The organism is Streptomyces sp. BJ20, from assembly GCF_022869105.1.
In the GTDB taxonomy this organism is placed as follows: Bacteria; Actinomycetota; Actinomycetes; order Streptomycetales; family Streptomycetaceae; genus Streptomyces; species Streptomyces griseoincarnatus.
In genome coordinates this window covers 133921-147483 of the sequence record NZ_CP094918.1, presented here as the reverse complement: position 1 = coordinate 147483, position 13563 = coordinate 133921, and the positions used below count along the sequence as shown (strand labels likewise).

The following is a 13563-nucleotide window of genomic DNA, read 5'->3' as shown; positions in this document are numbered from 1 at the left end:
GCGTGACCACTACATAACGTCCGTTACCACCCACGAGGCCGGCAAACCTTGAGAATCTCGCAACACGACCGGCTCGCATTTTTTCGATGCACTCTGTATTGCGACCTTAAGCGCGTCATCTAGATTCCTAGTCACGTTGGTGGCGCGAGTTGCATGCTCTCCTATTTCGCGATATCCCCTGGGGCCCGGCTCCAAAAATCGCAGACTCAGCCCCGTCGAGACTTTGATTTTTCCGGCAAGAATTTTAGCGTCACCCTGTTTCAGTAGCCGAGCAGCCCTGCTCAGGATGATGTCAAACCCGAGAGCGATTGACACGGCTTGCGTGCAGAAAGTCTCCAGGTCTCGCGGCTGAGTGTCGGCATCAGCATTGTGGGCCGCCTCGTGACGCCACCGCATTGCCTGGTCGTAAGCAGATTTCAGCGGCAAGCTGCCCGCACCGCATCTGCTTGCGATAAGAGATATTTCGTTCCAGGCGTCAGCAGCATTAAAGGAGGTCACGATCTGTGCTATCTCGCCACTGCTTACATTCGAACCAGAATACCCAAGACTGAACCGGCTCATTTGAAGAGCGCCGCCGGCCGTGCTCGCAACATGCGTGGCAGCCTCCTGGAGCAGCGCTATTGGATCCTGACCGGCGTTCTTGACTATATCCGCTCGGGCTCTAGCCGCCTTCATAGCTCCCAGTGTGGCGGCATTTCGCAGGATCTCCGGCAGATCCGTGAAATGAACGACCGTTCTGCTCACCGCATCCAGCAAGTCCCCCGTCCTGGCACGGATGAAATCCTCCAGGGACGTGAAAGCCACAACCATGAGCCCATTCCGCAACAGGCGGGCGCGGCTATTATGAGCTACATCGGTCAGCATGCGATCGATAAGGAACGATTCGCTAGCGGCTTGCTCGATTGTGCGGATCCGCTGAATAAACGCTTCGCGCGATGACAGAGACATACATACCCCCAGCAAGCCGCTAGAACTCCGTCACCAATTCCAAAACCCTACTGATGCGATAAACTACACGCGAAGGCGTGTTAGTAGACAGGCGGACGGCTTCATTGAAGGCCCGGTCTTCAAACAGGGAGCGCGTCTTTTCCACAACGTCGCTGCTCCTTGACGTCAACGAAGCTAGCCGCTTGTCGTCTACTGAACTTACGGCTACCATTTGAGCGTCGTACATGCCAGCCAACATCTGGTCACGCCAGCCGTTTCCCTCGGGACGCTTGAAGGCGTGAGGTCCCCAAATTTGCTCGCATGCATTGAGTGCCCGCATAAACGATTGGCGAAGTCGATCGATTTCCCGAGCAGCCATGTTCATGTTTGCCTCCATGTAGCTATCCATAGAGGCTCGATAGTCACCAGAGAAATCCCGCCACTGCTCCAGAAGGACCAGGTAACGCAGCACTGACTCTGCATCTTGCATTAGGTTGTAGGCAGAAGACCTATTGTCCCTAATCTTAAGTTGCCGCCGCAAGAATGGCGCCTCAGAAAGCTCCATAAGGAGATCATTCAGTGGGCCGCGGTAGATTACGTTGCGGATCTCCTGTGCATTGAGTGGCTCACCGCCGGAGTTCAGGCGATGGAACACCTCATATTTCGTTGACCGGTCCGACTGTCGCAGGATGGTGATTGCCCTAATATAGGGCCTAACTTTGAGAGCATTTTGAAGCTCGCCTGGCAAGTCCGAGAATCGCAAGCCATTGATCTCTTCAAAGCGAGTTAGCTGCGCTAGCTGAAACTTGTCTGCCATGAAGTCGCGAATCGCGGTGATGCGCTGCTTGCCGTCGATTACGGAATACTTCCCGTAATCATCCTCAGACAGGTATACCGGCGGAACGGGGACGTTCATTAGGAAGGATTCGATGAGAGCAGACTGGCGACGCTGATCCCACCTCTCTCGGCGTTGAAATAGTGGCGCAACGTCGATCGCGCCAGTTTGCGCCATCTGGAAGATGGTTTCCAAAGAAAGGTCAGACGCTTGGATTACTAGAGCATCTTGAGACTGCTTGAACTTCTTGACAATGCCAGATTCCGACATTCCCGCCCCGATCTCAACCCCAGAAGACTTCATTAACTCCATGATGAGTATGCCTCAGGCGGCGCGACACGGGAACGGGTTCACTGCTTCCAGCGGCATGAGTACATGCGGGGGCAGCGTAATAGGCGGGCCTAGTACTGCAGCCGCAGTTGTGACGGGTGGGTCGGACACTCGTTGAGTCGGACATGGGTGGGGACGTCACGGTTGACGATGTGCGGGGCTGGGCGGCGGGGCTGGAGGTGCTACAGGACCGGATCGGTCAGCATTTTCGCAGGTCAGAGCCTCGCCATCGGGCGGGCGAGTATCTGCGGGGGCTGCTGGCGCCGCTGGAGCGCAAAAACGGCTGGACGCTGGCCGAGCAGGCCGGCGAGCGGTGCCCGGACGGCATGCAGCGCCTGTTGAACCAGGCAGACTGGGACGCGGACGCAGTCCGCGACGAGGTCCGCTCGTTCGTACTGGAGCATCTCGCGGCGGATGACGGCGTGTTGATCCTGGATGAGACCGGGTTCATCAAGAAGGGCGTCCGGTCCGCCGGGGTGCAACGCCAATACACCGGCACCACCGGAAAGATCGACAACTGTCAGCTCGGGGTGTTCCTCGCCTACGCCTCTACTACAGGCCGTGCGTTGATCGACCGCGAGCTGTACCTGCCCACTTCCTGGACGGAAGACGCCGAGCGCCGGGCGGACGCGCGGATCGGCGAGAACGTCGCGTTCGCCACCAAGCCCGCCCTGGCCAAGGCGCTGCTTGAGCGGGCGGTGGCGGCCTGCGTGCCGTTTCGCTGGGTGGCCGGGGACGAGGTCTACGGTGACAACCCCGCTTTGCGGGCCTGGCTGACCGGCCAACGCCTGGCCTACGTACTGGCCATCGGCTACAAACACCGACTCGGGCCGCGCGGGCAGAACGCCCGCACCCTGGCGGCGATTCTGCCCGAGCACGTCTGGGAGATCCGCTCGGCGGGCGACGGCGCCCATGGGCTGCGCGAGTACGCCTGGACCCTCCTGCCAGTGCCGGACCGCGAGGCCGCCGACGGCTTCACCATCTCGCTGTTGATCCGCCGCCACCCAACGACCGGCGAGCGGGCGTATTACCTGGTGCACGCGCCGCTCGACACGCCGCTGGCGGAGATCGTGCGGGCCGCCGGGGCCCGCTGGGCGATCGAGGAGTGCTTCCAGGCCGCCAAGAACGAGGCCGGCCTGGATCATTACCAGGTCCGCCACTACCGCGCCTGGTACCGGCACATCACCCTGGCCATGGCAGCCGCCGCCCACCTGACCGCACTCCGCGTCACCACCGGTGAAAAGGGGGAGGTAATCGCGACCTGATACGACTGAGCGTGAACGAAATCCGCCGCCTGCTTGCCAAGGTCGTCCACACCGTCCGACACGAAGCCGGACACATCCTGCACTGGTCCCGCTGGCGCCGCCGCCACCAGTACCGAGCCCGCCTCAGCCACTACCGCTGCCGTGGCCACCGGCCGCCATAGCCGCCGTGCAGTCTATGAGTACGCATCACACAGAAGGGGTCAGTACCGACGTGCCCGATTCCAGCCCACTTAAGCTGATCTGCCTTTCGGACGAGGAGCAGAGCGTCTCCCTGTGCGTCATCGGAGGAATGAGCTTCTCCGGCACCGACCAGTACGACGCCCTCCACGCTGAGATTGTGGTCAGCACCGGATTCGTCAGTGGTCGCGTCGAGCTGTATCTCAACGCGTATGACCTCGACAGTTGGGCCGAGGTTCTGGAGTCTCTCGCGGCCGGAAGGAAGGCTACTTGGCTGGAGAGCGGACGCTCCCCGCGGATCATGATCGACCCCACAGAGGAGAACGAGAGCGGGTGCACGGACGTGAGCGTTTGCGACGTCACTGGCTCACAGGTCTTCGTCACCGTGCCCATCGTGACTCAGCCTGATTGGGGCGCACACCGCCAGATGCTTGCGGCGGTCAGAAGCCGATTCCAGCTGGAGCGGTGAGAAGGCCGGGGAGGGCCCACCGTGCCGCCCCACCCGTGATCAGCTCAACGACCAGCCGGACCGCCAGCCACAGCAAGTGCGGCTGCAGTACTAGGCCCGGTTCGCGCACGACTCGAACGACAACTCAGGGTTAGGGCGGAGGAGCGTGCCATAGGCGTGCCAGATCGTGCGGGAAATCACGGGGAACACCGGGTACCAGGCCAGTGCCAAGCCGGCGCCCGGGACCGCATCACCGCAAGTCAGCCCAACAACCGGGCGTAGATCACCCTAGCTTCCCAAGCTGAGGGCACGGGCACCGTCACTACGTGCCGGTCGTCGTGGCTTGGTCTGGTCGACGGCACAGGAAGCGTGGTTGAGGATGGGGGAGTGCAGCGAGGCATGCGCGCGCCTAGTCGCTCGGCGCACCCGCCGTCGCGGCTGACTGCCGTCGGCTGGCGTTCGTGCCACAACCGTGCCAGATGCAGGGGTCAGCCACGGTCAACACCGTTGCTCTGCGGTCGAGTAGCCGTCCGCTTACTCGACCGAACGAAGCCGCAGATCAGCCCGCAGATCACCCAGCCTCTCTCCTAAAGTGGTTGTCCAGCCCGCTCACCGCATCCACACCCGCAGGAACTCTTCGGCCGGGATGGCCTCCAGCGAATCCTCTTCAGGATCGACCGCTTGGTCTGTGAGGAAGCCGTGCTCGTCCTCCAGGTGCTCCCAGCTGTACCGGTGGAGTTGGCCGGCCGAAGTCAGCTCGGCTTGCTTGATGACGATCAACTCGCCGCGGTCGGGTACGGCCTCGATGTACCACAAGCCGCCCTCCTCATCAGCGTGATGGAAGTGGTGCCGCTGGGTGGCAGCTTCATCGAGTGCTCGGAAGTACGCCACGGTGTCTGCTTTGATGCGCTCCAGGTCAACCACGGGACCATCGTGTCAGCGAGCGCACGTGGTGGCCCCGTTCTGACATCCACAAGTGACATCAACGGCGCCGGACGCCAGCACTCCCAGACGGCCTGGCACGGCCAGCGTGGCCAGGCGACTCCGCGGCAGTGCCACGCAGTGATCGAACTCCTAAATCGGTGGTCGCGCTTCTAACGAGTTGGTGCGTGATCACTGCGCCGACTCGGCCTCCACCTCGGCGGCCTTCTGGCGTTCCGCCTCCTCGATGTCGAGGCGCCGCATGAGGAAGCTGGCGAACGCCAACATCTCGTCGGCCTCGTCGCGGTCGTCCGCCTCGTCCGGACCATGAGCCCGAGGGTTGCGCAGTGCGCCCACAGCGCCCATGAACAAGAAGTGCATGCCCTTCCGCTCGCTGTCCAGCGAGCCCGGGCTTGTAGACCGGGTCACCTTGATCCTCGGTGGATTGCCCGCCAGCGCATCGCTCATCAGCGGCATGCCGACCGCATGGCTGCCGAGCAGCGTCTGTATGCGGTACTCCACTGCCCTGTATGCACTCATCACCGCGTCGTTGTAGGAGCCTCGGGCGTACCGCTCGGCAGCGACCTCCGCAATCAGGGGGTGTAGGACGCACTCGACCGTCAGCGGCTTCGGTGACTCCTCGGCAGGGCCCGGGATGGCTGGCGTTCCTGGCGACCAAGCCGCCAGGTTGTGCGACGCGGGCTGAATCGAGAAGGGCCGATTGTCGGCCTCGGTCCGCTCGGGCCCCAACACCTGCTCGCGAATGCGCCAGTAGTCCTCCAGCCGCTGCACGTCAGCGAACGGCCGGATGCCCCGGTCGAAGTTGAGCGACCAATCCAACTGCTCCCGGTTGATGCTTCCACCACGGAAGCAGGTTTCACGCATCCCGATCGCGGCGGCGGTAAACGCGGCCTCCGCGAGGAGTATCTCGGCCGTCAGGCTCGTCGGGAGGCGGCACCCAATGTCTCCGGGCTGCATCCATGGCAGATCACCGCGGTCCGCGGGAAGCCAGGCAGGCTCCATGTCGGCCGCTGTCTGCACCATCTTGATGAATTGGTCGATGGCCAGTCCGGTGCCGGTGGAGTTCGCAGCGCCAGCGATGGTCAGAGCCAGATCCTGTGAGCCCTGCGGCAACTGCGAGAGGTCGGAGGCAACTCCGAGCAGCAGTGCAGGACACAGCTGCTGTACGACCTCCTCGAACTGCAGGCCTTGCGCGTACAACGTGCGGTCGATGTCGTCGAAAACCGGCCAGCGACGGTGCTCGCTGAAGTACGCCCAGATCGCGTCGAGGAGGGCGTGGCCCTCATCTCCCGTCGGGCGCGGCATACCCTCTGGCGCGATAGTCCGAACGATCATGTGCTGCCCCCGGCGTCCTAGTTTGAGCGATTCCCGCAGGCTACTACCGTGCCTTGCCTCGTCGGTTGGGGTTTTGACGCAGCTGATCACGAGCATCGTGCACTGCGGGCCGTGCTGCTACGGGGTGGCGGCGTCGGCGCACCCGTGCATTCCCTCGCGTACAGCAGACCCCCCTGCTCTGTGCACGGCTTGCGGTCTCCCACCGCCTGGCACAGAGCCAGACCGGGGGCGCATCGAGGGTGCCGCCCCTCAGGCAAGCGCGGCAAGGCTGGGCCGTCTCTGGGCCGTCCGAGGGCGCTCAACAGCAGCCAATGACGACCAACGACGACCACCAGGCGCATGAGCCCACCGTCCCTGACCAGCAAAAACTCAGTTCACCAAGATCTCCGACAAGACCCAGGGCAAGAAGAAGCCCACGCCCACCAGGTAGCCTTCGACCGGTCGCCACAAGTGAGGGACAGCAAGTGACACAGGGCAGTACCCCGGACTATCAGGTGGGCGACATACTCCGGGTGTCGTGTGCTCCGACCCCGACCCGGGTTACTGAGGTATCGAGGTTCTATGTGTCGATCGAGTGGCCATGGGGAGAAGTCGATCCCAACTCGCAGTACGGCTGGAACGGCCGATTCGCCCTTCCTGTCGAACCCGACGGCCGGGAATGGTCACTCTTCCGAACGGAACAGGACCCGCGGACCCTGGAACCGGACGACACATGCCTCGTCGGCATCCCGGAGACACTGGTGCGCGTCATCGATGTCGGGCACTACGACCCGCCTATGGACACCGGTCGGCTGCCCCGACCACACACCTTGCTGATCGTCCTTCCCATCGGTCGCCCCAATGTCGAAGGCAACAGCGAAGACGAAGGGGACACGATCGAGCTGGACTCCGCTGCGCCCATCACTCTCGAGAGAGTCCCCCACTCTCCTGACATTCACGGCTGACATCAACGACACCGGACGGACGCGTACACCAGCGTCTTTGTCCTGCCGTCGTACCAAGCGCCGGCAGCAGCCAGAGCGGACACGGATCGAACTCCTTAAGGCGGTGCTCACTCGCCAGCCAGCTCAGGGCAAGGGGGAGAAGCCGGCGGACAGGTCGAGGTGAAACGGTGAGCCCGCGTGAGTGGGCATCCAACCCTGTCGTAGAGCGGATGCAATGGCATGGGCGACATCGGAGGGCAGTACCGGGTTACCCAGGCCCCCGAGCCAGTTGCTGAGGTGAGGCTGATTCGTGGTGACGACGAGAGTCGTCCCAGGAGCATCCGCATGCTCCACGGCGTAAGTGCACGGCGACCAGCACAGTGCCTGGCTGTAGGTGGGTTTGCGTCGCAGCCGCCAGCGGTAGGCCGTGCCGTCGACGACTACGCGCCGTGCTCCCTTGCGTCCCAGTGCCATGCCTGTCCCTTCGATCCCAGGATGCTAGCGAACCCAACTCCTCCAAGGACCATTGCGAGTTCGGGCCGCCTCCGGATCATCCAGGATCACCCGACTCCGGCCGCCAACGACAGAAGCCCACGGCATCCGAACTGGTCGGAGTCGTGGGCTTCTTCCAGCCCGCCTGTCAGCGGCGGCGTTGATCGGTAGACCGGCTGTCCAGACGGTGACCGCGGCTGGTCGCAACGCGGAGCGTGTCCCGTAGAGCTCCGGTCAGGTCCTTCGTCAGGAGTCGTAGGTCTTTGGGGTCCGTTTCCGCCTGGGCGAGGATGTCCAACGCTTGGCCCAGGAGGGCGGTTGCCATGCCGAGTTGCGCTGACTCGATGTTGTCTGCCAGGCGGGACATGTGGCCGCCGTTGTCGTCGGTGCTGAGGAAGCACGGCTTGCCGTCGGGGCCCGTCCAGGGGAGGAGCCGCAGGTCGATTGACGTCGTCATGCTTCCACGGACCTCTCGTCGATCATGTGGTGAGTGGTGAACACCGCGTCGGCGCGGTTTCCCGGTAGCACGAGGAGGGCCGCCTCGACCACGCGTCCAGCGACGTCGGCCGTCTGGCGGGTGATGGCGAGGACTGCCAGGGCGGAGCTGATCCGGAGCGTGGATGCCTCCTCCGGTGTCGGGAGGCGGACGCTGATCTCCTCCCGGACTTCAGCCGGCGGCGGGCGAAGTTCCATCAGGCCCGTCATGATCTCCTCGTACGGGAGTGACTCGCGGAGTGCGGCGGCCGGCGCCAGGTCACAAGGGACGTAGATGCGAGCCAGGCTGTGAGGCTCCTCGCCCTCATGGCCGAGACAGAGGATCTCCGTCAGAGCACTGCCGGTCGGCATCTTCAACAGGGCCGCGAGATGCCCGCGGGCCCGGACTTTGGTGGTGCGGACGCTGACGCTCAGGGGCGCTAGATCCACGATGCGCGTGTCCGGTGTCCGGCCCCCTCCCACGTACGTGATCCTGCGGACCGGACGGCGGATGAAGTTCCCCTTGCCGTGGACCTTCTCGACGAGCCCTTCCGCCTGAAGCACGGCGAGGGCGTTCCGCAGTGTCGGTGTGCTCACCGTGTACTGCGCGGCCAAGTGCGCCTCAGAGGGCAGGCGGTCGCCGGGCTTGAGCCGACCGGTGACGATCCGGTCCCGGAGGTCATCGGCGATGGTGTCGCGTCGCGAGGGCATGGGCTGGATCACCGCCTCTTACTCACACGAGCCGCAGGGCCACGAGCCGGGTCATCGTATGGATGGTCAGCAACTCACCCGAGTCGAAGACGAGTCGCTTCGCTCCGCCGGACAGCTGGAAGAGGTCGCTCACCCGGCACTGCTGGCCTCCGACCTGGATGATGTCGCCGCGCTGCACGGTGGCCGAGGTGATCTCGACAGTAAAGACCGCGGACATCGTGGTGCCCGCCGCGCTCTGCGAGATCGTCTACGAGATTCCGATCAGTCGCTAGCCGCGTAGTGGAGTAGCGGGCTCAGGGCAGGAGTCGAGACGGGGATCTCAGTCGAGGGTGGTCCAGGGTCCACTGGTTCCGTCCTTCGAGCTCCACAGCTGGGGCTGACTTGCGCGGCAGTACTCCTGCGCCCGGTCGTCCCAGGGGAACCGGCCCTCCTTGTCTGGCCAGAACAGTTGCATGATCGGGAACGGAGGCGCCTGGTGGAAGTCGATCCCGGCACCGAAGAAGCTTCGGTACCAGCTCGGGTGCACCGGCCGGACAGCCACCGAGTAGCCGTTCAGGATGTCGTCACGACGCTGGTCGGATTCCAGAGGGTGACCGTTGCGGATCTCCCGCCCCGCGACGTTGAGGACGGACATCATCGTCTCGACCCGCAGGCCGAAGATGCAGACCTCTGGGCTGCGCAAGGTATGCCACAGGCCGATCGAGTAGGCCCAGTCCGCCGGTGCCTCGTCCCCGGCTCCGACACCCATCACGTGCCAGCCGTGGTCGGTCACATTCGCGGCTATGTGACCGTCGCGTTCGTCCAAGGCCGAGGCGTCCGTAAGGGGCGCGCACAGGAGGCAGAAGCAGGGGGAGTCGCTCACCCGAGGAAGGTTACGGCGTCCTGATCATGGCTGTGCCGGGCCGTCCCTGGGCCGTGCGAGGGTGCCCGAGGCCGACCGGTGGTGACCGACAGTGACAGGCGAGGCTCAGGCGTCATCCGGGAAAGGCCAGGTCAGAGCCCTGCCGCGATACGGGTTTCCCCCCAGGGGTAGCGGTCGGGCAAGATGGGGCGCTTCTTCCCACCGGACAGCGGCGCTGTCTGGCATGTCCTGGGGGGACTCCCGTGATCACCGCTGTTTCGGACGGGCACGAACCGGCCTACCAGCTCCAGACGAGCCTGCTCACACTGGTCTTTGGCATAGCGCTCATCAGCGTCGGGCAGATGCTGCGGCGGACCGGACGGCTACCTGCGTATCTCGACTTCAGGCAAAAGACGTTGGGTTCCCTGGTTCCGCAAGAGGGCAAGAGTGCCGGCGTCGGGAAGCTCGGCGCTGCCATGATCGCCGCGGGCGGGTTCTTCCTCTTCGGTACCGTCTGCCTCATACTCGGCGCGCTGGGGATGCTCGGTTCCTGAGGGCCGGCCGTGCGGGGACCGTGCCAGCCTCAGGTGAGTGTCTAACTGCGTGACAATGCCGACGGACAGCAGCGGACGAGCACGGACGCGTGCGGACTCCCGCAGCAGGTGAGAGGCACCCCAACCCAAGGTTGAGCGCTTCGCCAAGTTGCTTCGGGACGAAGAGGTCCAACCGTCTACGTGAGCACGCCGACGTGCGAGACTTCTGGGCCGGGAGCAAGGCCAGCAGTCTACTGGGGGATTGACCATGTCGACATCGTTTGCGGGCGTCCTTCTGCCGCTGCTGCTCCTAGCCGGGACACTCTGGCTCGCGTGTGCTGTTCTCGGCCTACATGGCTTGCTCCTCGGGCGTATGCCGGGCCGATGGCTGCAAGTCCATGTTCGGCAGCCGAGACTCTGGGGAGCGGGTGCGTTGCTCGTTGCATGCGGCGGGTTTGAGCATCCATCGTTGATTGTGGTCGGAATCGGCCTTGTCGCCTTGGGGCATGTCGTGAAGCCGACTCCGTGATCGACTGAAGCCCATTAACTCGTGCCAGAACCGTGCCAGATCGTGCGGGGAACCACGGGAAACACCGGGGAACCAGCCGACCGGCTGCCAAGCGTCGACACTGGTCCCCCGCAGGCCAACCCCGGAGCAACCACCAGAAGCCACGAGCTTCCCAAGCTGAGAGCGCGAGTTCGATTCTCGTCACCCGCTCCATGCGAAACCCCCGGGTCATTGACCTGGGGGTTGTTTGTTGCCTAGTCCAATTCGGGAGTGCCGCGCCCTCCGCGTGCCCTAACCCGCCATAACGGGTTCATCCAGGCGACCCGGAGCTCAACTTCGAAGGCAGCTGCGCCGAAGCTTCTCAAATAGCGAGACGCATTCTATGTGACCCGCACTACTCAGTGAGTGGGTGGGGGCGAAGTCGCTCTCGCAATCGGGGAGTTTGCAGCGAGCCAGCCAGAGATGCCGCGTCCACGTTGCCTTCCACGACCGCGGCGAGGCGGGCAGTGGTAGATAGCCAGGCGCATTTACGCAGGGTCGGTGACGTGACTATCGCGGACGGTGAGCCATGGGTGCCCGCCCATCGGCCACCTAGTGAGGAACACTCCGCTCTTGGCACGGATCCGCACCATCAAGCCCGAAGCCTTCGTCTCCGTATCCCTCGCCGTCGTCACCCTGACCGCCGAGCGCACCTTCTTCGGCCTGCTCACCCAGGCCGACGACCAGGGCCGCTACCGCGACCACGCGGCGATCATCGCCGGTCTGCTGTGGGTTCTGCGGCCGGAGCACACTCCCGCCGAGGTCGAGAAGGATCTCGCCCAGCTCGCCGAACGGCTCGCCGGAGACAAGCCGACCGACCGCCCGGAAGACGCGGCGTCCGGACAGACGGGCGGGATGACGGCTGCCCCTGGTCCGGACACTCCGGGCCGGCCCGTGGGCCGTGCCGCGCGGTATGCGCCGACCGCCCCGATGCCGTGCGAGCAGGACCGCGTCGGAGCACCATCGACGGGAAGGCAGCCTCTGGAGGGTCCGTGCGAGATGCGGTGGGTGATGACGTGGGGCGGTGGCCGGCGGGTGAGCCGGGTTTCTGGCGGCAGGTCGTCGAGCAGCTGGGCACGGCGCTGCTGGTGCTGGACACAGCCGGACGCGTGATCGCCGCGAACCCGGCGGCCGAGCGGCTTCTGGGCCGCACGACCGCGGCGATGCGGGGCGCCGACGCACACGATCTGCTGCACCGGGACGCGGACGGCAACAAGGTGCCGCGGGACCGGTGCCCCCTGCTCCACGCGCTGGCCGAGGGGAAGGACGCGCAAGGGGAGGGTGGCACATATCTGCGGGATGACGGTCGCCTGCTGGCTGTCTCCTGGTCCGCGTCCCCCTTGACGGCTGACGGCTCCGTCACGGGCATGGCACTGCTGTTCACGGACGCCACCGGGGACCGCCGCATCTACCGGGAGCGAACGGCACGCACACGCGCCCTGGAGGACCTCAACGAGCGGCTGTCCCTGGTCGCGGAGATCACGGACGTCCTGGGGCAGACCCTGGAGACCGACGAGGCGCTGGCCCGCCTGGTGCGCCTGCTCGTGCCCCGTCTGGCCGACTGGGCGGCGGTGGACCTGCGGACCGGTTCCGGCGAGGTCCACCGGGTGGCGGTGACCGGCCCAGAGGGGCGGGACGCCGGATTCCAGGGCCGGCGCGCGCCTGCCCCCGAGGAGGCCGGTGCGGGGGAGGACTCGCCGCTGGAGCGGGTGCTGACCGGGGGCGGATCCGTACTCCAGGAGCGGGTGGCTGCCGTCACCCCGACCGCCGGGCATCCTCTTCTTGCGGCTCTCCACAGTGGCTTCCTGGCTGCGGTGGGCGCAAGCTCCGCCGTCACGGTGCCGCTCGGCGCCCGGGACCGGGTCACCGGGGCGCTGACGGTGGTGCGCACCGACCCGGCGCATCCCTTCGACCAAGGAGACCTGGAGGTGGTGGGTGACGTCGGCCGCCGGGTCGGCATGGTCATCGACAACACCCGCCGCTACGGCCGTCAGCGTGCCGTCGCCGAGGCCATGCAGCGCAACCTGCTCGCCCCGCTGCCCCGGTCCGGGCACCTCAAGCTGGCCGCCCGCTACCAGCCCGCACCTGCGGGCTCGCAGGTCGGCGGGGACTGGTACGACGCCTTCATGCTGAAGGACGGTGCGCTCGCCCTGGTCATCGGTGACGTCGTGGGCCACGACCTGACCGCGGCGGCCGGCATGGCCCAACTGCACGGCATCCTGCGTTCACTGGCCTGGGACCACACGGGACCGCCCGGCGCCGTCGTCGACCGCCTCGACGACGCCATGCCAAGCATCACCACCGTCCCGCTGGCCACCCTGATCCTCGCCCGCGTCGAGGGCGACCCGGACACGGGACCCTGGACGCTCCGCTGGGCCAGCGCGGGGCACCCGCCTCCGCTGCTCCTCTCCCCGGACGGCACCGCGTGCTATCTGGAAGCCGGCCAGGGATTGCTCCTCGGCACCGGACCCGTCGGCGGCACGGGCCGACCGGACGCCACGCATCCCCTGAAGCCCGGCTCCACCCTGCTGCTGTACACGGACGGGCTCGTCGAGACACCGGGCAGTGATCTCGGCACGGGCCTGGACCGGCTGCGCCGGCACGCCCTCGCGCTCGCCCACGAACCGCTGGACACGTTGTGCGGAGACATACTCGCCCACCTGCCGCCCGGCAGCACCGACGACGTGGCCCTGCTCGCCCTGCGCGTGCCGCCGCCCTGAGACGTGGTGGCCGTCGGTCCGAGCCAGTGCCGCAGAGGCGCCCGCCGCTCCCACGGAACCGAT

The 13563-nt window shown here is 65.4% G+C and carries 13 protein-coding genes and 2 pseudogenes; 7 read left to right on the top strand and 8 right to left on the bottom strand.

All coding sequences use genetic code 11. The annotated features are described in order from the left end of the window. Window positions 1–9: 9 nt before the first annotated feature. Both MTR79_RS00725 and MTR79_RS00720 read right to left on the bottom strand, forming a co-directional pair. Window positions 10–810 (bottom strand): hypothetical protein, encoded by an 801-nt coding sequence (locus MTR79_RS00725; RefSeq protein ID WP_244788731.1) that lies wholly within the window; start codon window positions 808–810, stop codon window positions 10–12. Window positions 811–967: 157 nt separating this feature from the next. Next, a complete protein-coding gene (locus MTR79_RS00720) occupies window positions 968–2074 on the bottom strand; it encodes a DUF262 domain-containing protein (protein WP_244788729.1) in 1107 nt (368 codons plus the stop codon). Window positions 2075–2217: 143 nt separating this feature from the next. Between MTR79_RS00720 and MTR79_RS00715 the strand changes: the two genes are divergently transcribed. After that, window positions 2218–3357: an IS701 family transposase gene (locus tag MTR79_RS00715; RefSeq protein ID WP_244788727.1), complete on the top strand. Its 1140-nt coding sequence runs from the start codon at window positions 2218–2220 to the stop codon at window positions 3355–3357. A gap of 211 nt (window positions 3358–3568) precedes the next feature. After that, window positions 3569–4003 (top strand): DUF5959 family protein, encoded by a 435-nt coding sequence (locus tag MTR79_RS00710; protein WP_137211221.1) that lies wholly within the window; start codon window positions 3569–3571, stop codon window positions 4001–4003. Between the two features lie 588 nt (window positions 4004–4591). Here the strand turns inward: MTR79_RS00710 and MTR79_RS00705 are convergent. Next, window positions 4592–4906 (bottom strand): hypothetical protein, encoded by a 315-nt coding sequence (locus MTR79_RS00705; RefSeq protein WP_244788725.1) that lies wholly within the window; start codon window positions 4904–4906, stop codon window positions 4592–4594. A 189-nt stretch (window positions 4907–5095) separates the two neighbouring features. After that, window positions 5096–6229 (bottom strand): TIGR02391 family protein, encoded by a 1134-nt coding sequence (locus MTR79_RS00700; RefSeq protein ID WP_244788723.1) that lies wholly within the window; start codon window positions 6227–6229, stop codon window positions 5096–5098. A gap of 593 nt (window positions 6230–6822) precedes the next feature. Here MTR79_RS00700 and MTR79_RS00695 point away from each other — a divergent pair. Then, a complete protein-coding gene (locus MTR79_RS00695) occupies window positions 6823–7203 on the top strand; it encodes a hypothetical protein (protein WP_244788721.1) in 381 nt (126 codons plus the stop codon). 619 nt (window positions 7204–7822) lie between these two features. Here MTR79_RS00695 and MTR79_RS00685 read toward each other — a convergent pair. Genes MTR79_RS00685 through MTR79_RS00675 form a run of 3 tightly spaced genes read right to left on the bottom strand, consistent with a single transcriptional unit; the run spans window position 7823 to window position 9076 of the window. After that, complete coding sequence (locus tag MTR79_RS00685; protein WP_244788717.1) at window positions 7823–8131, bottom strand: hypothetical protein; 309 nt, start codon at window positions 8129–8131, stop codon at window positions 7823–7825. Beyond that, window positions 8128–8859, bottom strand: coding sequence for a GntR family transcriptional regulator (locus MTR79_RS00680; protein ID WP_244793017.1), 732 nt, complete (start codon window positions 8857–8859; stop codon window positions 8128–8130). The genes MTR79_RS00685 and MTR79_RS00680 overlap by 4 nt, the downstream gene beginning before the upstream one ends. 22 nt (window positions 8860–8881) lie before the next feature. Further along, the gene (locus MTR79_RS00675; protein ID WP_244788715.1) at window positions 8882–9076 is read right to left on the bottom strand and encodes a hypothetical protein; all 195 of its coding nucleotides are present in this window, start codon (window positions 9074–9076) and stop codon (window positions 8882–8884) included. Between MTR79_RS00675 and MTR79_RS00670 the strand changes: the two are divergent. Beyond that, a pseudogene (locus MTR79_RS00670) lies at window positions 9060–9131 on the top strand (GntR family transcriptional regulator); the annotation flags it as partial. The gene MTR79_RS00675 and the pseudogene MTR79_RS00670 overlap by 17 nt on opposite strands. Before the next feature lie 47 nt (window positions 9132–9178). Here MTR79_RS00670 and MTR79_RS00665 read toward each other — a convergent pair. Next, window positions 9179–9664: a DUF4262 domain-containing protein gene (locus MTR79_RS00665; RefSeq protein WP_244788713.1), complete on the bottom strand. Its 486-nt coding sequence runs from the start codon at window positions 9662–9664 to the stop codon at window positions 9179–9181. A 299-nt stretch (window positions 9665–9963) separates the two neighbouring features. Here MTR79_RS00665 and MTR79_RS00660 point away from each other — a divergent pair, with 299 nt between their 5' ends. The 3 genes and pseudogenes from MTR79_RS00660 to MTR79_RS00650 all read left to right on the top strand — a co-directional run bounded on the left by MTR79_RS00660 (window position 9964) and on the right by MTR79_RS00650 (window position 13500). Then, window positions 9964–10254, top strand: coding sequence for a hypothetical protein (locus MTR79_RS00660; protein WP_244788711.1), 291 nt, complete (start codon window positions 9964–9966; stop codon window positions 10252–10254). A gap of 1099 nt (window positions 10255–11353) precedes the next feature. Then, window positions 11354–11572: pseudogene (locus MTR79_RS00655) on the top strand (hypothetical protein); the annotation flags it as partial. Window positions 11573–11796: 224 nt separating this feature from the next. Beyond that, on the top strand, window positions 11797–13500 hold the full coding sequence (locus MTR79_RS00650) for a SpoIIE family protein phosphatase (protein ID WP_244788709.1): 1704 nt from the start codon (window positions 11797–11799) through the stop codon (window positions 13498–13500). The last annotated feature ends 63 nt before the right edge of the window (window positions 13501–13563 follow it).

Excerpts from the sequence above, each read along its gene's own strand:
- MTR79_RS00680 (WP_244793017.1), bottom strand. The coding sequence starts at position 8,859 with ATGCCCTCGCGACGCGACACCATCGCCGATGACCTCCGGGACCGGATC.
- MTR79_RS00685 (WP_244788717.1), bottom strand. The coding sequence starts at position 8,131 with ATGACGACGTCAATCGACCTGCGGCTCCTCCCCTGGACGGGCCCCGAC.
- MTR79_RS00720 (WP_244788729.1), bottom strand. The coding sequence starts at position 2,074 with ATGGAGTTAATGAAGTCTTCTGGGGTTGAGATCGGGGCGGGAATGTCG.
- MTR79_RS00725 (WP_244788731.1), bottom strand. The coding sequence starts at position 810 with ATGGTTGTGGCTTTCACGTCCCTGGAGGATTTCATCCGTGCCAGGACG.
- MTR79_RS00675 (WP_244788715.1), bottom strand. The coding sequence starts at position 9,076 with ATGTCCGCGGTCTTTACTGTCGAGATCACCTCGGCCACCGTGCAGCGC.
- MTR79_RS00700 (WP_244788723.1), bottom strand. The coding sequence starts at position 6,229 with ATGCCGCGCCCGACGGGAGATGAGGGCCACGCCCTCCTCGACGCGATC.
- MTR79_RS00715 (WP_244788727.1), top strand. The coding sequence starts at position 2,218 with ATGGGTGGGGACGTCACGGTTGACGATGTGCGGGGCTGGGCGGCGGGG.